Genomic DNA, 18,763 nt, shown 5'->3' on the forward strand with positions numbered 1-18,763 from the left:
TCCTTAATAGAGAGTAGTCATAATTTTTTAAGAATGCCGAGGATTCTTGTCATAGACGATGACCCAGCGATTTCAGAACTTGTTGCCGTCAACTTGGAAATGGCTGGCTATGATGTTAGTCAAGCTGAAGACGGCATCAAAGGTCAGGCGCTGGCCCTCCAGCTACAACCCGACTTGATCATGCTCGATCTCATGTTACCCAGAGTAGACGGGTTTACCATTTGCCAACGTCTACGTCGGGATGAACGCACCGCAGAAATTCCGGTATTGATGTTGACGGCTTTAAGCCAAACTCAATACAAAGTAGAAGGATTTAATGCGGGTGCAGATGACTACTTGACCAAACCATTTGAAGTTGAAGAAATGTTGGCACGGGTGCGAGCGTTATTAAGAAGAACTGACCGCATCCCCCAAGCAGCAAAACACAGTGAAATTCTCAACTATGGTTCTCTTACCCTCGTTCCAGAAAGATTTGAGGCCATTTGGTTCGGCGAAACTGTGAAACTGACTCACTTAGAGTTTGAACTACTTCATTGTTTGCTTCAACGTCACGGTCAAACAGTTTCTCCTAGTGAAATCCTGCGAGAAGTTTGGGGTTATGACCCTGACGACGACATAGAAACCATTCGGGTGCATATTCGCCATTTGCGAACCAAACTCGAACCAGATCCCCGCCATCCGCGCTATATAAAGACGGTTTATGGTGCTGGATACTGTCTAGAGTTACCCAGTCTACCACCATCAGCTGAGGGGACTACCGCTACAGTGGTGGAGTAAAACACACTCCAATATCCCTCATTATTATAGGGGTGCTATAAATGCACCCTTATTTTATGGGGTGTGGGGTGTAGATAAGGCGAATAATTGATATTTGCACTCTATAGAGATTTATAGACGAAAATGGCTGTATTGTTTTACTTTTTGTAAATCAGTTTCTGCAAAAAATAAATATGAATCATAACATTTACATAGTAAAATAAAATAATTTCTTCCTTTTTTATTTTATTTGATATTTTTATTTTGTGAGATAAACCCAGAGGTGTAAAAATGCACATTTCACGGTTTAAAGTTAAGAATTTTAAGTTGTTTCAAGATATTCAAGTAGAATTTAATCAGACCGTAAGTATTTTTACTGGAGTTAATAATTCAGGAAAAACTACACTACTACAAGCTTTATCTTTATGGCATGAATGTTTTACTAGATTAATCAGGCAAGCTGGCAGATCAACAGCAAATTATAGAAAAAATGATTATATTTTAGGAAATACACAAGAAAAATACTTTGATCACATTAATAGTGTTTTAAGTCCTAACTTTGAAGATATCTTTTATCAAAGAGATAAAAGAAAAAGAATAGAATTATCTGCCACTTTAAGTAATAATGACGAAGAAATAACTATCAGTTTTAATATTAGTAGTTCAGGACGTAATTACGTTATAGAATTAGTAGATTTTACTAATTATAACTTTCAAGAATTTAACAATTTTTTCCAGAATTTACCATCTCCTTTTAGCTTTTACTACACATCACCCTCTGGTACAATTCGTCAAATAGAAAGATTTACCACACCTCCACAAGTTCAAGAATCTATCATCAATCGTGATTCATCAAGTGTCATTCGTAATCGGTTGTATCAACTTTATCGTTCTCCTAACCCTGACCTCTTTAGAAAATTTTTAGATGATCTTTCCTTTGTTCTTTACAACCAAACTCAACAAATCAGTATTTCTACATCCAGTGATATTCAAAAAGATGTAAATGTTGTATTTAATTTGCAAAATCATCAAGGAGAATTTGATCTTGCTCTACTAGGGAGTGGAAGTTTACAAATTATTGAGGTTTTACTCAATGTTTACCATCCTTACAATATTAACAAAGACTTAAACTTAATTCTTTTAGATGAACCAGATAGCCATATTCATAGAGAAATCCAGAGCCGTTTATTGCAAATTTTATTAAGATTCTCCCAAGATAATCAAGTTTTCATCACAACCCATAATGAAGCATTAATTCGTAGTGCAAATTTATCTAATTTATTCCATCTTGATAGTCAACCTACAGGAAGATATAAAAGTATAAATACTAATTTACCAACAGTAAATACCCGATTTTCTGGTATTTATCCATCTCAAGTTAATCCCGTGATTAGTGCATTAGGAATGGTGAGTGGATTAGATTTTTTAAACGCTATCGAATCAGATAAGCTAATATTTGTAGAAGGTGCAGATGATGCACAGGTAATTGATATATTGCTCAAGCAGAATATTGGTAATCCTAAAAAATATGTTTATTGGGTTTTAGGAGGAGTTAATGAAGTTTCTGAGAGAATTTTACATTACAAAACCGTTTTTTCTGAAGTTAAAAATAATCAAACACTCTGGGAGAAATCTGTATTAATAATAGACAGAGATTTTCTTAACGACACCCATCGATCTACACTGACACCAGAATTTCAAAACCGCATTAATCTAAAATCTCATATTTGGTCTGCTTATACATTGGAATCAACTGTATTCACTGATATACCAAAACTAGCTAGACTTTTAAGTAAATGGTTAGTACAAAAAGGTATAAATGTTGATATTCAGGTGTTACAAAATGATTTAGAAAATAATTATTCTCGGTTGAAAACAACATTAACTAATCGTTATGATGATACAAAGTACGAAAACATAATCTATTGGTATAAAAACATTAGGGATAAATTGAATAATATATTGAGACTTAATAGAGGTAATTATGAATTTATTAAAAACAATGATGTGCAATTAGGCACTATTGTACGTCAACATATTCAACAATGTTTAGATAGCGATAATCTTTTTAAACTAATGACAAAAGAAGATGTAGAATTAGTTATTTCCTCTACTTTACAACCTCATAGAGTGACTTTTAATATCACAACTCAATTTATTGAATTAATTGAGCAAGTGGATAGATCGCTTTGGTTTGATGAATGGGATTTTTTAAATTCAATTTAGTAATTTAGTTATTTTATAAGGATTTAGCATTGCTAAACCCCTACAAAATCAACTAACTAACACCAACAGGCTTTTTACTGTAATATTCATTTTGAGCATAAACACTAATTACAGTATCACCCACTACGAAAAATGTCCCTTCCTGCTCACTTTTAGAAAACTGTAAATTAGGATATTTACTACCTATTTCATCAGCAGTCATCGCTTGAGCAGACATTTCATCAGGTAACAAACCAGTTGCACCAATGTAAAATACCAAAGGTGAAATCTTTTCTCGATAAACTTTTTCTGTGTACTCCTCTAAATTATTTTTTGCAGTTGTCATTGCATTGATAATTTCCTGTTTATTCACAGGTGTACCAGCGTGTTTTGCTTGTAGAAATAAAGCCAAACTTCCTGCACCAACTAAATTCAAAATTTTCGCAACTTTTCCGGTTGTTTCTATTCCCAAAAAATCATCAAAAATTGCTTTCATCAGATCATCTGCTTTTGTAATTTTCGTTCTCGAAGACAAGGTTTTAGGACGAAAAGCAATATTTTCATTTAACCCCAGTTCAAAAGTGGGTTTAGTGAAAATTTCGCCAGTTTCCGAATCATAAACTTCATATCTTTTATCAAGAAACTGATTAGCAGAAGACAATTTACTCAAATTGAGAATTTCTGTACCACCAATATCAATTTTATAACTCACCCTTGAGTCTACCGTACCATCAGATAAAGCTGCTTTCAAATCTGTATATTCATTAGTCGTGGGAAAATTTAGATACAGGCTTTTAGAAAGATAATGTTTTTTCAACTCTTCAATTTGTTCGGGAATAAATACATCCGACTCTTCCCGTAAATGGGCAGCAAGAATACTAGATAAAACCTTGATTTCTGCAAGTTGAGTAAATAAACTATCAATACTACTGTAATTACCCTCAAAACTCACTAAAGGTAAATCTTCTAATTGCAGAGTATATTCTTTTTGAAAATCAAATTCTTCACCATCAATAACACTAACTGCTTTTAAATCATCAAAGGCTTTTTTACTGCTAATTTTCACTTTTAAAGCCTTGATATTAATTTCTCCATCACTAACAATAGTGTAATTATTGAAGGTCGTTAAATCATTTAACAACACACCTGCAACTTCTGTAATTGCAGTTTTATCTTCTGCTTTTACCAACTTCACTTTTTGCGTAAGCAGCATATTAATAGTAGCCGTGTTGCGGTTAATATCAAAACTACCCATCTGCACATAATCACCTGGTTCAATATATTCTATTTCTAACCAAGGTTTGATTAATTCTCCATTTTCTCCCCGCACACCATTAACACGCTTGATACCTTTCCTTTGGTAAGTTGCTTGCAGATGTTTGAGGTTAATAATAATATGTTGCCGATGTTGTGATAAAATATCAATCAACTTTAAAACTGAGATTTTATCATTAACTTTGACATGATCTAAAATTTCATGTTCAGCTAAAACATGAGGATAAAAGATTGCTATTTCCAAATCTTTAGTAAAATTTGCAATGTCTTCATTTGTTAAAGCTTTCGCGTGTCTTGCTGTTAAAGTTGCGTTAAAGGTACTCGCAAGCGCATATTTAGCAGTATTGAGATTTCCATCTGCTAAATTAGCCTTAGCAAAGATATAGACAGATTGATCATTTTGGGCAACAGGAATATCTTTTAATTGCTCATAAGCTTCTTTGGTAATTTGCTTATATTTATAGATGTAAGCTTCATCTTCCGGTTTCAAACCAAAAATTTTCAAAGTTTGATTTGTACCATTAATTTTCTTAGCAGTGGGGGAGAAAAACACTTGATAACTGTAGTCACTAGCTAAAGGTTCTTCTATGACTATTCCCGTAGCTTCTTTTAACACATTTCCCGTGTTATAAAGAGCATCATAGACTTCTTTAATATTCCCAGCTTGTAAACAAATGCCAGATACAGAATTAGCAATTTTTGCCAAAAATTTAAAATCAGAATAGGGAGAATAAGCAATGGTGTTAACAAAAACATCCTTGTTCTGCAAATCATTACATATTAATTCTATAGCCTTAGATTCAGCATTAAAACTACTATCATTAGCATAGCCGTCACTATGTAAAGTAATTGCTGTTAATTCACCAGTTTTAATCAATTCTTGTGCTAATTTTAAAGATTGGGAAATACAAGTTGCACAACCAGCATGAATTGCTTTAATTTCTGCAATATAGAGTGAATCTGGCTGCATGACTTCTTGAATAGGTACACGCTGAAAATGACAAGTTACATCACCTTTAGAAGAATAAGAAATTAGTGAGATTACCAATTCGGTATTACTGTATTCATCCAGAGTCAACAGCTTGATTAAAGTTTCTTTTAAAGCCTCAATATCATGATACATTGAACCGGAACGGTCAATAATGATGATGCTATGAGCTATCATTTTTTTAGGAATAGCATCAGGCTTAATTTCTAGATGAACTTTTTCAGCTAAATAGAAAGCTTTTTCTTTACCGGCTAGATTATAAACAGCAAATTTGGTTTTTTGACTTGCCATAATTTTGCGAATGGTAATTTTATACGGAATACTGTTCAGAATAAACCAATTTCTACTTGATTAGGATGAGGTTGTAATATGTTGTAAATAATATAGGACTCCTATTTGAGCTTTGTTGGCGTAGTTGGTACTTTGCTCTTACAAATTACGTACACATCTACTATTCTCTTTCTTTCCTATTCTCTATCTCAACAAAAAATATGCTCCCGTAAGAGATACATAAATCTAATCGGGTTGCTATGGTATTTTGAAATCAAAATAGAGAAAACTTTTTCTTAATTTACATGACCCTACATAATTATATAGTACACATATACTATAAGAATGTCAAGTTAAACTGAAAAAAGCTTATCTTGTCTTGTGTCCAGTCTTACCTACTCTTGCCTATGTATTTACTTTCTACGACATGAATTTTCAGGTTTTTAGTATTTAACCCCTTGCTCGGTTTCTTTCTCGCTGGTCAATCTGATCAATTTGGTCGATTTGAAGTCTCATCCGATTATATAAATTAACTTGAGGATCTGAATGACTAATACTAACTACTAAAGCATAACGTTGTATGTCATCTGGATCTGCCCATTTACGATTACAACTCACCACCAGAGTCATATTTCCTTCATTATATTTTGTAGACTGCGGAAAAATTTGTACTTGTCCCTTTTGTAAAGTTCCCTTTTTACGAATATTAGAACCTGGAGAAAATTTTACTTCAATACCATCACCATATTTTTTCTTTAGCTTTGTCTTTGTATTTTCTACAAACTCATCAGACGAATTATTTTTACTAGCAGCTTCTTTACTAGCAACTTCATAAGCATTTCTAACAATTTTATGATCAATTCCTTTGAAAAGATCAAATTCCATTGTTACTCCTAAATATGAATCTCCACGAGTTGGACGAGTTGGAGGATCAAATGCCAAGGTAACTGATAGTATGCGAGTACCTTTTACATCAAAAAATTCCTGTGGTAGTTGGGGAATTGTATAAAGATTAAAATAGCCAACTTTTAAAATATCTTCTTCTGATAGAACAACATAGTTTTCAGCAGAATACATTGCACGTTCTAAATCAGTCTGTCCATAGCCATAGATTTGTAGCTGCTTTTTAATTTTTTGAGATTCTGTACCATTACTAAATTCATCTGGAATTTCTTTGGGAAGCACCGCAGAATTAACAATCAAAGCTCGAATGAGGTTAGAACTGGCATTTGGATATTTTGTGAAGAGTTGAGCAGCAATGTTAGCTACACGAGGTGCAGCAAAACTTGTACCACTACAAATGTGAAATAAAGAACTTTGGAAATTTTTGGAGAAAGTAACAACAGAAACCCCAGCAACATTATCTCGTAATTGACTAACTTTAGGTAAATCTAAACCTTCTCGATAACTGAGGTCTAATGCTAAATCTCCACCAAAATCTACAACATCAGGCTTAATCATTCCATCTACTCCAAAACCAGTTCTGGTAAAGGGTGAAGGGTATCCTGGTAATTTTGCGATCGCCTGACGACGCACATCCGCAGGTTCTGTCATACTACCACGTCCATAAGATAAAGAACCTACAGTTAGTGCGATCGCAGAAGTTGCTGGATCAATAATTCGAGCATTTTGATCGAGTAAATAATTTGGGTAGTCAGTCTTTAGTTGTTCATCTGATCTTGCTTTTTCATGAAGTGGGTTAGTATTTCCTGCTGAAATCACAAAAACAATGTTAATTTTCTTAATTTGGTATTGATAAGCAATTTCATCTATTTTTGCTGCTAATCGAAATTGCTTCATCCTATCTCTATAAATTTGGTTAGCATTACCTAATGAGATATTAATTACTTTGCAGTTAGGATACTGATCAACAAAAGCATGAATAGCTTGATCTAGTTGAGTTTCTAAGAGAAGATCCTCATAATACTGACAATTTTCATCTGTTACACGAGCAGAAAATAACCAAACTGTTGGATCAAATGACCGTTTTTTAATACAGTTTTCGACATCTCCATAGATAGCAATGCCAGAAACACTTGTCCCGTGACCATTTACATCATCTGCACCACCTTTTATTAATTTCTGTTCTGGATCTGAAAATACATCAGCTTCACCCAGTACAGGAGCAATTAATGGATGACCACGCTGTACACCTGAATCTATAACTAGAATGCCGCAATTGTTTTCAGGTGGAGAAATTACTTCAGGAAAACTGGAAATTGGTAACTGATAATCACCATCTCTCTCAAATGCAGGTTGGGGAGGACGATCAATTTCTTTGACGATTTTTTCTTCTAGTAAAAGTTCTAAAATCTCTTGAGTGACTTTAATTCTGGCTATGCACATATATTCACCAACGTAGCGATCACTCATTCTCATAGGAGCAGTATCTTCTGACAAACTTTCTAAAACATCGGCTATATCATCTAAATATTTTTGCATTTCTTTGCGATCGCCTGTGTGCCAGAGTTCCAAATCTAAAGCTGCAAGTTCACCTATTTGTACGGGCTTTAGTTCTAACAAACGACCAATGCGATCTTCTCTTTCAAGGGGGACTAACTCATCAATTGCCCCTAAATATGAATATTCTGGTCCTTCGGTAATTTGACTGTAATTTTCTAAACGTTTCCTAAATTCTTTTAACTCCAGATCAGACGAAAAGACAACTATGGCTTTATCAGGCTCAATTGCTAAAATATCTAATCCTGTTCTAGTCAAATCCTTATCTTCAATCGATCCTTTTTTAGTAGCTTTAATCTTAAAAATTAATTTTGGATCAAGACGAAAAGGGTTACTCTGTTGTTTTTTCGGCTCAGTTAGTCCAGAAAGTTGATCTAATAAATGCTTACCATGTTCAACGGGATTAGAGCGTTTTCCACCACCAAAGCCACGCCCTGGCCTTCGTGGTAATTCGATGTTTATAGTTTTCGGTAATTTAAGGTGTTCAAACTGACTTACCATGAGGATTTGGCGTAGATGATTATTGTGAGTTTGCTATTATACTTTGCCTTTCTAAAAAGCGTCCTATCGCAACTTCTAAATCATCAGCAGTCAAGGTACGCTCCCCCCGTAGAATTACAGCTTTAATTGCATCAGAACAAATACGTTCTATATCTGCTCCTGTCGCATTTTCTAGCCGTTCAGCAAAAGTAGATAGATTAATAGCAGTATAACGGATACCAGACAGATAACGGCTTAAAAGAGCCGTGCGTAATTCCAGAGTGGGGTTGTCAAAGAAAATCACCTCGTCAAATCTTCGCCAAACTGCACTGTCTAATAGTTTTTCGTGATTAGTCGCTGCAATAAATATACTTTGATTAGTTGCATTATCAATGAGTTGTAACAAGCTATTGACTAGACGTTTGACTTCACCATGTTCATTTAAGTTATCTCGATCACGAGCGATCGCGTCAAACTCATCGAACAAAACCAGCCATTCCCCTTGTTCAATGTAAGTAAAAATTTTCTGAAGATTGGTAGCTGTTTCACCTAAGTAAGAAGAAAATACTGCTGTTAGGTTCACGTAAACAAGGGGTAAACTCAAGACACTAGAGAGAATTTTTGCGGTTTGGGTTTTACCACAACCCGGTGGTCCACAAAAGAGCAGTTTATTTTTGGGCTTGAGGTTATAGGCTGCAAGGATGTCTTGCTTACGGTTTTCGAGAACGATTTCTTGCAGGATATCAAATATTTTTTCACTGAGAACGATGTGATCCCATGTCAGGTCAAACCGCTTGACATCTAGTAAAGCTAGTCCAGTATCTTTATCTTTAGGTGGTTCAGGAAATTGATTCCAGGGAGCTAGGTTAGCTGCTAGGGGTTTGGTGTATCCATTGCCATTGTGCAGCAGTTTTTCCAAATCTCTAGCCAGCAGGATGTGATTTTTATTTCTTTCTTCTTCAATTAGTTCGTTAGCCGCAGCCAAAAACTCCTCTCTCTCATTGCGAGAGAAGCTTTTGAAGAGCTTTCTGAGGGTTTCGCCACGTGCCATAGTTTAGAATTGATATTAGATACCCTATGTACCTAATCTATTATAGAACTTTTGTACTAATAAAGAAATCCGGGTAAACGGTTTATCCTAGCACTGAAATATTACACTTGACAGCAATGATTTCTCAAGCCTGGGTACTTGATTGCTTTCCTCTATTTTCTAATCTCACCACAAATTTATCTTGCGTTCAGTCACGCCTACTTGTAACAAAAAAATTCTCCTCTGGATGATTTGTATATACACCCACGGGAGAAATTGTAAAACTTTTTTATTTATTTTCCAACTTTTTTATCGTTGTACAACAAGAAGAAAGCACAATTACTGAAGCTATTCCACAGTTACCGATTTCGCCAAATTTCTCGGCTGATCTACATCTAAACCCCGTCGTGCAGCAATATGATAAGCCAATAATTGCAACGGAATAACTGTGAGAATTGGTGACAAAAGTTCCTCAACTTCCGCCACAGGAATTAAATCATTAAAGATTTCCGCCGCTTCTCCATCATTGACAGAAGTAACCCCAATCAATCGGGAATCTCTGGCTTTAGCTTCTTGGGCGTTAGAAATGACTTTTTCATACACACTACCAGGCATGGCGATCGCCACTACAGGAACTTTCGCATCTAATAGAGCGATCGGACCATGTTTCATTTCTCCTGCTGGATATCCTTCCGCATGAATATAGCTAATTTCTTTTAATTTCAAAGCTCCTTCTAAAGCAATTGGGAAATTAATTCCTCTGCCTACAAAAATGAAATCTTTAGTTTCTGCAAAATCATGAACTAACTGCTCAATATATCTTTCCTGGGTTTCTAAAATCGCTTCAATTTCTGCGGGTAACTGTCGTAAACCAGCGATTATTTCTGTTAACCTTTCAGCCGTAATTGTTTGCCGACGATAAGCCACATCTAAAGCCAAACCATAAAACGCCATCAACTGGGCAATAAAAGTCTTTGTCGCAGCAACTCCAATCTCAATACCTCCATGAGTATTAATAATATTACTTACCATCTGCCCCAAAGTGCTTTCTGGACGGTTGGTAATACCCAATAGTCGCACTTGATACTTAGCTTCTTTTCCTTGCCTGCGTTCCTTTTCCATAGATAAAGCTGCTAAAGTATCCGCAGTCTCACCCGATTGTGTGACACCAATGGTTAAAGTATTAGCCGTCAGAGGTGATGGTGCGTAGCGAAATTCAGAAGCGTATTGTACTTGAGTAGGAATTTCTGCTAACTGTTCTAACAAATATTTACCCACTAAAGCAGCGTGCCAACTTGTCCCACAAGCGACAATTTGAATTTGTTCTAAATCTACATAAAATTCCTCTGGTAAACCCAGCGTCACAGGTGTTTCAGCACTAGCGGGAAAATAAGCCTCTAAACAAGCCCTCACTACCCCCGGTTGCTCATAAATTTCCTTGAGCATAAAATGTTTGAATCCCTGCTTTTCCACCATGATGGGATTCCAGTTCAGGGTACGAGGATGCTTTTTCAAGCGATGCCCTGCAAAGTTATAGACCTCCACCCCTAAAGGAGTCAAACGGGCAATTTCACCGTTTTCTAAAGGCAATACAGCGCGGGTATAGGGAACAATGGCCGGAGTATCGGAAGCACAGAAAAACTCACCTTGACCAAAACCAATCACTAAAGGCGCTTGTTGGCGAACTACAATCAATTCATCTGGGTAATCTGCACAAATAGCCGCAACAGCAAAAGCCCCCTCTAGCTTACTCACCGCTTCCCGCACCGCTTCCAAAAACATAGAAACGGAAACAGTATTTTCAAAATTATGCTTTAAACATTCAGCGATCAAATGGGGAATGACTTCTGTATCCGTCTCGGAACGAAACTCATGTCCTAAGCCCTTCAGGTGTTCCCGTAACTCACGATAATTCTCAATAATCCCATTCTGCACTACCGCTATCCGCAGCGCCGTATCCATGTGTGGATGGGCGTTATATTCTTCTGGTTTACCATGAGTTGCCCAACGAGTGTGACCAATGCCAATTTGAGCAGGAGTTTCGATTTGTTCGAGTTTAGAACGCAAATTCAGCAGTTTACCCTTAGCCCGCACACAATGAACGTCACCTTCCCAAATTGTGGCAATTCCGGCTGAATCATAACCTCTATATTCTAATTTTTCCAATCCAGCCAGTAAAATATCTGTCGCCGCTTGAGTGCCTATATAGCCAACTATTCCGCACATTGTTTACACCACTCCGGTTATCAGTTAATAGTTATCAGTTACGAGTTGCATTTAGTTTCAGTACCCTACTATTTGCCTGACAACTGTTCACTATTTGCTGTTACTGGAAATTAATTCAGTATAGTTGTCAGCATAAAGGGGTGATTATAGCAAAGAAAAAGGAGCAACTTGCTCCTTTGACCACTCGGTTTTGTAATAGATTTTGGTTGACCAAGATTAAAACAACAAATTTCTGCGGCAGAAACGTCTGCTGCCAGAGTTTAAAGACATTTTCTATGGAGATAATTCAAAATTGTTAAGTGCTGAGTGCTGAGAGAAGGATCAAGTTGTTTCTCCCTACCTCAGTTCTCAGCACTATTATACTGAGTATTTTAATATCTCAGTATTTAATATGCTAGACCCATGCTGCGAGTTGTTTCAGCGCCCAGATAAACCCGGATGCTCAAGAAATCAGTGGGACAAGCGGTTTCGCAACGTTTGCAGCCTACGCAGTCTTCTGTGCGGGGTGAAGAGGCAATTTGAGAAGCTTTACAGCCATCCCAAGGCACCATCTCCAGTACGTCAGTGGGGCAAGCGCGGACACATTGAGTGCAGCCGATGCAGGTATCGTAGATTTTTACGGTATGAGACATTGAAAAAACTGCTCCTTTCGGGTGTTCTTCTCTGCGAAGGAATCGTAATCAAGGCATAGTTTACCGCAGTGCTTGTTAAGCTGTAAGTAAAAGGCTACATAACTTTAAACAATTTAATAGGCAGTTTGGGCAATTTATTCTGGCGATATCGTCCCTATTTGCCTACCAATCAGCAAAATCAACCATAAGCACTGACGGTAGAGACTCCCCAGAACAAAACCAAATTGTAAAGATGTGTAAACCTAATTCAATTCCCCATAGCTAAACCTATAGTACCTATTGGTTAATGACGATGCAACGTTAAACAAAGCCTATTTGTAACGAAACTTTAACATTGGTGTACAGACGTAAAGTTGATAGTTTTTATGTACTATTCAAATGTGATTCAGAATCAATGGAGAAAGAAAATTAGGTCATTGGGTATTGGGGCATTAGACTTTCTTCTACACCCTTACACCCTTGGCCTAATTCCTTTTAATAACTTGCTAATGAGGCACAGCTAACCTTTGATCTTTTACCTGAACTTGTGTATTTTCTTCAACAATTTTGCGGAATAAATCACCATCTATAGTTTCTTGTTCTGTTAATAAATCAACTAAACGTTCTAAAATTATGCGGTTTTCTTGCAGAATTTCTTTGGCTTTGATGTAACAACTGCTAATTATTCCCCGGACTTGAGAATCAATTCTAGAAGCAATTTCTTCAGAATATTCTGATTTATTCCCCCAGTCACGCCCCAAGAATACTTCTCCTTGTGGACTTTCCAAGGACAACGGACCTAAGTCAGACATCCCAAATCGCGTTACCATTTGTCGTGCCATATTTGTGACTTGTTGCAAGTCATTTCCAGCACCTGTTGTGACTTCTGCTTTACCAAAAACAATTTCCTCAGCAGCACGACCACCTAAAGCTGCCATAATCCGCGCTAGGATTTGAGAACGAGAAATTAATCCTTGTTCTTCGTTGGGTGTAAACCAAGTTAAACCTAATGCTTGTCCTCTGGGGATGAGGGTAACTTTTTGGACGGGGTCATGGTCTTTAATTAATGTTCCCACTAAAGCGTGTCCGACTTCATGGTAGGCGATTAAACGTTTGTTTTTGCTATCTACTAAAGCTGCACCTTCCATCCCAGCTACTACTCTGTCTACTGCATCATCAATTTCTAGGATGGTAATTGCGTCTTTGCGTCTTCTCGCGGTGAGAATGGCTGCTTCGTTGAGGAGGTTAGCTAAGTCTGCACCGGTAAAGCCAGGGGTGCGCCGGGCGATCGCATCTAAGGATACACTAGGATCTAATTTCTTATTGCGGGAATGGACTTCTAAAATTTCCAAACGCCCCTTCAGGTCTGGTGCATCCACAATTACTTGTCTATCAAAACGACCAGGACGCAACAGTGCGGAGTCTAAAACATCAGGACGGTTGGTAGCAGCAATAATAATAATGCCTGTATTGCCTTCAAAACCATCCATTTCTGTCAATAGTTGGTTTAAGGTTTGTTCTCTTTCATCGTTACCACCACCGATACCTGCACCCCGTTGTCTACCGACTGCATCAATTTCATCAATAAAGATGATACAGGGAGCGTTATCTTTGGCTTTCTTGAACAGGTCGCGGACACGGGAAGCACCCACACCCACAAACATTTCTACAAATTCTGAACCGGAAATACTAAAGAAGGGTACACCAGCTTCCCCAGCGATCGCTTTTGCTAGTAAAGTTTTACCAGTACCTGGAGGTCCAACTAACAGTACACCTTTAGGAATTCTTGCACCCACAGCAGTAAATCTTTCTGGCTGTTTGAGGAAAGTGACAACTTCCTGTAATTCTTCCTTCGCTTCCTCTATTCCTGCCACATCGTCAAATTTTACTCCGGTTTTCGCTTCCATTTGAAACCGAGCGCGAGATTTACCGAAATTCATCGCTTGGTTAGAAGCATTGGTAGAACGACGCAGGAACAACAGCATTAAAGCCACAAGTGGCAAAATCCACATCAGATTAATTAATAGTCCTACAGCAGCCCTGCTGTTAGCGGAGGAAACCTGACCGAATTCAACGTTTTTTTCCTTGAGTTTATTGATTAACTCCGTATTTTGTTCCAACAGTTTTACTGGTATAGGTGGTGCATCTGGCTTTTGATCTGCCAAATAAACCTTAGCTATTTGTTCAGTTTCATCAAGTTCTACTTTTCTCACTTCCCCTTGCTCAGTTTTTTGGAGCAATTCCCCATAAGATAAAGAGTTTCGCTCTGCTTTTTGAGCCAAGACGGGACTACCACCAAAAATTCCTGGCAGCATAATCATAGTAGCTGCTAATGCCCCAGTCCAAGGAATTCGCTTTGATTGAAGCTGTTTTTTCAATGCCTTCTTACCAAGATTTGTCATAAAATTTACCCTTTTTCTGTTGGCATAAGCTGATTTTTGGTTTTATGCCTATTCTTCTAGCAGAAATAGCAATAACTGGAAATTACAGTTTTCTCATCTAGTCTAACTTCGGGATATGGGGAATTGGTGAGTGATGTTCAGGAAAGATGATGAATCAGTACCTGAGTAAAATTAATTATACATTTTGCCACAAAATAGAAATCCCTAGAATCTTGTTCTGTTCCTTGTTCCCTTAGCGAAATGTGTAATTGATTTGGCATGACTATTTATTAGTATCGCTTTTTCTCTGTCAACCTTTGCTTTGTTCCATGCTCCCCCAAAAGGAGTTTGACAAATAATAAAATTCGTCGTTAAAATAATCATAGTCGTAATGACTCCGCTTTTTAATAATTCTAGTTTTGTGGGTGAACTATGGTAAAAATTGTTGGTATTGGTGGTAGTTTAAGACCCGGCTCATATACCCAGCTAGGGTTACAAGTAGCAGCACAACGAGTAGCGGCTTTAGGTGCAGAGGTGGAAATTCTCGATTTACGGCAAATGCAGCTACCATTCTGCACAGGTGCTAAAGAATACCCAGAATATCCAGATGTACAACGGTTGCGCGATACTGTTGGCAATTCTGACGGCTTAATTTTAGCCACACCAGAATATCATGGGGGAGTTAGCGGTGTGATCAAAAATACGTTAGATTTAATGAGTTTTGATCAACTATCAGGGAAAGTGACAGGATTAGTTAGTATTTTAGGTGGTCAATCTAATAGTAATGCGCTCAACGACCTGCGAATCATTATGAGATGGGTGCATGGTTGGGTAATTCCCGAACAGATTGCTATTGGACAAGCTTATAGTGCTTTCAGTCCAGAAGGTAAACTGTTGGATGAAAAATTATCTCAACGATTTGATCAGTTTGCTCAAAGTTTGGTAGATAATACTCGGAAATTGCGCGGGGTTAATTAGAAATAGGGGAGTAGGGGAGGATATTTACTGGCTATTCTCCCTGTATAATTTTTTCCGAATCCTTCAGTAGATAGATTTAAAAATATAACTAGAGATATATTGCTAATTACAATTCAGTATAGTCAAATTAATTTTAAACATACCATAGTATAAAAATCTATTGATTACGTAAGTCCATAGAGTATTTCCTGTATGTCTTGCCAGGATAACATTATTGTGACTAAAATTTATATTGATAATGCAAATCTTAATTCTTTAGCTCGTAATCTTTCCAGTAAGTTGGGTATAACCACAGCATTAATAGGCTGTATAGTTTTACTGGGTTGGATTTTTAATATACCAATTCTTAAGAGTATGCTACCAGGACTGGTGGCAATGAAAGTAAATACAGCACTAGGTTTTATTTTTAGTGGAATATGTTTGTGGCTGTGGCATCAATATTGTCAAACCAAGTTATTACACCTGAAATTAATTTCCCAGATATTAGCAGTGATGGTGGCGCTGCTGGGGCTATTAACAATCATCCAGTATATTTTTAATATTAATTTAAGAATTGATCAACTGTTAATTAAAGAAGCAGAAAATGCGGTTTTTACATCCTATCCAGGACGAATGGCTCCTAATACAGCCCTATGCTTTTTATGGTTGGGTTTAGCCTTAATTTTGCTAAGAACAAAGGTTGTAGGTATAACTCAAATTTTAGCTTTTTGTAGTTTTTTAATTGCCTTGTTAGGGTTCATTGGTTACATATTTGGAATTAGATCTTTTTATCAAATTCCACCGTTGACTACCATGGCAGTGCATACCAGTATTTTGTTTATTTTACTGGGGTTAGGAGTTTTATTGGCTGATCCAGAAAAAGGTTGGATACAAGAAGTGATGAGTCCTTATTTAGGTGGGATTATTGCCCGTAATCTCTTGCCTTTGGTGATTGGTATTCCGATTGTAACTTCAGGCTTATTTTTGTCGGCATACAGAACTAATACTATTGATATTGAGACGGGATTGATTGTTAGATCTATTATCAATATCGGTTTTTTAGGTGGAGTTGTATGGTGGAATGCAAGATATTTAAATGCTACTGACCAAAAATACCAAAATGCTCAAAAAGCATTACTGGAATCTTATGAGAATTTAGAAACAAAAATCCAGAGGCGTACATCTCAATTAGAATCAACAAATCAAGCTTTAGTCAATAGCCGTCATCAGTTAGCCAATTTGATTAATACTTTACCAGGAATTGTTTTTTCTCGCAGTGTGAATGATGATTTCTCCGTTGAAAGCTTAAGTGATGGCTATTTGTCTATTATTGGTGGTAATGGCAAGGAATTAGCTAGTGATGAGAATCGTACATTTCAAGGTTTAATAGTGCCAGAAGATTTACCCAAAATTGACACCGCTATTAGAAAAGCAATTGCTGATCAAATGACATACGAAGTAGAGTATCGCATTCATTCTCAATGTGGCCAGGAAAAATGGTTGTGGGAAAAAGGAATTGAAACATTTATTAATGGAGAGCAAAAAATTCAAGGTTTTATCACGGAGATTACATCTCTAAAACATACACAAGCTGCATTACAAGAAAGTGAAGCTAAGTTTCGGGAACTAGCTGACAATATCCATGAAGTGTTTCATATTAACTCCGCTGACTTGAGTGAGATTTTATATATCAGTCCTGGCTATGAAGAAATATGGGGACAAAGTTGTGAAAGTCTGTATCAGCACCCTGAATCTTGGAGTGAATCTATACACCCAGATGAGCGCGATCGCATTTTTGCTGCTTGTGCGCGTCTGGTTCAAGGAGAACCCCTAGAGGAAGAATATCGCATTATTCACCCCACAGGTGATATCCGCTGGATTTTTGCTCGCGTTTTCCCTATTTATAGCCCATCTGGACAAATATTACGTCATGTGGGGATTGCGGCAGATATAACCGAACGCAAATTAACAGAAATTGCTCTCCAGCACAGTCAAGAACGTTACCGTTCCTTGGTACAAGCCACAACCCAAGTGATTTGGATTACCGATGCCACAGGTAAATTTACTACTGTACAGGAAAGTTGGGAGGCTTTTACTGGTCAGACTTTTACAGAATACCAGGGGTTGAACTGGCAATACTCCCTTCATCCTGATGATAGAGAACGAACAATAAAAATTTGGTTACAGGCGATCGCCAAAAATTGTTTATATGAAAATGAATGTCGTATTTGTGACTCAAACGGCGAATACCACTGTTTTTGGGTGCGGGCTTTACCTGTTCTGGAAACAGACGGTTCTATCCGCGAATGGGTGGGAGCTTGTACAAATATTACTGTTCGCAAACAAACTGAACTAGAAATTCGCCAACTTAATGAACAACTAGAGGAAAGAGTACAACAACGCACTGCTGAACTTATTGCAGCTAACAAAGAATTAGAAGCGTTTTCTTACTCAGTTTCTCATGACCTCCGCGCGCCTTTACGCGGTATTGATGGATTTAGTAAGACATTGCTAGAGCGTTATCAAGATCAATTAGATGAGCGAGGCCAGCACTATCTAACTCGGATTCGGGCTGGAACTCAACGCATGGGTGAACTAATTGACAATTTGCTGCAACTTTCACGAGTTACCCGCACTCCGATACGATATGCTCAAGTTAATCTTAGTGCGATCGCTCAAGAAATTGCTCAACAACTGAGTGAAAACGAACCAGAAAGGCAGGTACAGTGGCTAATTTCTCCTGATCTTATTGTCTGGGGTGATGCTCAACTTTTACGCATTGTGATGGAAAACTTATTCAATAATGCTTGGAAGTTTACATCCACTAAAATACAAACAAAAATTGAATTGAGTTGTATTTTGTTAGAAAACAATAATCATTCACGTTTAACCTACATGATCACAGACAATGGAGTCGGGTTCGATCAAGCTTATGCCAACAAGCTATTTCAAGCATTTCAACGTCTCCATACCGTGGAAGAGTTTCCAGGAACAGGCATTGGTTTAGCGACTGTGCAAAGAATTGTTCGTCGTCATGGTGGTGATGTGTGGGCAAATGGGGTAATTGGAGAAAGAGCAACTTTTTATTTCACCTTATAGAGTGAGAGTGAGTTTTTATGTTACA

The 18,763-nt window shown here is 37.3% G+C and carries 10 protein-coding genes; 4 read left to right on the top strand and 6 right to left on the bottom strand.

Annotated features, from left to right (window positions below; genetic code table 11):
• Nucleotides 1-33 precede the first annotated feature (33 nt).
• Nucleotides 34-777: a response regulator transcription factor gene (locus ACLLO5_RS24735; protein WP_013193253.1), complete on the top strand. Its 744-nt coding sequence runs from the start codon at nucleotides 34-36 to the stop codon at nucleotides 775-777.
• Nucleotides 778-1,047: 270 nt separating this feature from the next.
• Entirely contained in the window at nucleotides 1,048-2,982 is a 1,935-nt protein-coding gene (locus ACLLO5_RS24740) for an ATP-dependent nuclease (RefSeq protein ID WP_413173129.1), read from the top strand.
• Between the two features lie 52 nt (nucleotides 2,983-3,034).
• Here the strand turns inward: ACLLO5_RS24740 and ACLLO5_RS24745 are convergent, their stop codons facing one another.
• The 6 genes from ACLLO5_RS24745 to ftsH all read right to left on the bottom strand — a co-directional run bounded on the left by ACLLO5_RS24745 (nucleotide 3,035) and on the right by ftsH (nucleotide 14,703).
• Nucleotides 3,035-5,515, bottom strand: a complete 2,481-nt coding sequence (locus ACLLO5_RS24745) for a vWA domain-containing protein (RefSeq protein WP_413173130.1) — start codon at nucleotides 5,513-5,515, stop codon at nucleotides 3,035-3,037.
• Between the two features lie 429 nt (nucleotides 5,516-5,944).
• Nucleotides 5,945-8,455, bottom strand: coding sequence for a S8 family peptidase (locus ACLLO5_RS24750; protein ID WP_413173131.1), 2,511 nt, complete (start codon nucleotides 8,453-8,455; stop codon nucleotides 5,945-5,947).
• A 19-nt stretch (nucleotides 8,456-8,474) separates the two neighbouring features.
• Nucleotides 8,475-9,485, bottom strand: a complete 1,011-nt coding sequence (locus tag ACLLO5_RS24755; RefSeq protein ID WP_413173132.1) for an AAA family ATPase — start codon at nucleotides 9,483-9,485, stop codon at nucleotides 8,475-8,477.
• A gap of 327 nt (nucleotides 9,486-9,812) precedes the next feature.
• The gene (gene glmS / locus ACLLO5_RS24760; RefSeq protein ID WP_413173133.1) at nucleotides 9,813-11,690 is read right to left on the bottom strand and encodes a glutamine--fructose-6-phosphate transaminase (isomerizing); all 1,878 of its coding nucleotides are present in this window, start codon (nucleotides 11,688-11,690) and stop codon (nucleotides 9,813-9,815) included.
• 386 nt (nucleotides 11,691-12,076) lie between these two features.
• The gene (gene psaC, locus ACLLO5_RS24765; RefSeq protein ID WP_015215228.1) at nucleotides 12,077-12,322 is read right to left on the bottom strand and encodes a photosystem I iron-sulfur center protein PsaC; all 246 of its coding nucleotides are present in this window, start codon (nucleotides 12,320-12,322) and stop codon (nucleotides 12,077-12,079) included.
• Between the two features lie 485 nt (nucleotides 12,323-12,807).
• On the bottom strand, nucleotides 12,808-14,703 hold the full coding sequence (ftsH, locus tag ACLLO5_RS24770) for an ATP-dependent zinc metalloprotease FtsH (RefSeq protein WP_413173134.1): 1,896 nt from the start codon (nucleotides 14,701-14,703) through the stop codon (nucleotides 12,808-12,810).
• Nucleotides 14,704-15,114: 411 nt separating this feature from the next.
• Between ftsH and ACLLO5_RS24775 the strand changes: the two genes are divergently transcribed.
• Complete coding sequence (locus ACLLO5_RS24775) at nucleotides 15,115-15,660, top strand: NADPH-dependent FMN reductase (protein ID WP_413173135.1); 546 nt, start codon at nucleotides 15,115-15,117, stop codon at nucleotides 15,658-15,660.
• Between the two features lie 216 nt (nucleotides 15,661-15,876).
• Nucleotides 15,877-18,738 (top strand): PAS domain-containing protein, encoded by a 2,862-nt coding sequence (locus ACLLO5_RS24780; protein ID WP_413173136.1) that lies wholly within the window; start codon nucleotides 15,877-15,879, stop codon nucleotides 18,736-18,738.
• Nucleotides 18,739-18,763 lie beyond the last annotated feature (25 nt).

Source organism: Anabaena azotica SJ-1 (genome assembly GCF_047275885.1).
Taxonomy (GTDB): Bacteria; Cyanobacteriota; Cyanobacteriia; order Cyanobacteriales; family Nostocaceae; genus Trichormus_B; species Trichormus_B azotica_A.

Bases quoted from the DNA above. Each gene is read 5' to 3' on its own strand.
- ACLLO5_RS24735 (WP_013193253.1), top strand. From the start codon at position 34: ATGCCGAGGATTCTTGTCATAGACGATGACCCAGCGATTTCAGAACTT.
- ACLLO5_RS24740 (WP_413173129.1), top strand. From the start codon at position 1,048: ATGCACATTTCACGGTTTAAAGTTAAGAATTTTAAGTTGTTTCAAGAT.
- ACLLO5_RS24745 (WP_413173130.1), bottom strand. From the start codon at position 5,515: ATGGCAAGTCAAAAAACCAAATTTGCTGTTTATAATCTAGCCGGTAAA.
- ACLLO5_RS24750 (WP_413173131.1), bottom strand. From the start codon at position 8,455: ATGGTAAGTCAGTTTGAACACCTTAAATTACCGAAAACTATAAACATC.
- ACLLO5_RS24755 (WP_413173132.1), bottom strand. From the start codon at position 9,485: ATGGCACGTGGCGAAACCCTCAGAAAGCTCTTCAAAAGCTTCTCTCGC.
- glmS (WP_413173133.1), bottom strand. From the start codon at position 11,690: ATGTGCGGAATAGTTGGCTATATAGGCACTCAAGCGGCGACAGATATT.
- psaC (WP_015215228.1), bottom strand. From the start codon at position 12,322: ATGTCTCATACCGTAAAAATCTACGATACCTGCATCGGCTGCACTCAA.
- ftsH (WP_413173134.1), bottom strand. From the start codon at position 14,703: ATGACAAATCTTGGTAAGAAGGCATTGAAAAAACAGCTTCAATCAAAG.
- ACLLO5_RS24775 (WP_413173135.1), top strand. From the start codon at position 15,115: ATGGTAAAAATTGTTGGTATTGGTGGTAGTTTAAGACCCGGCTCATAT.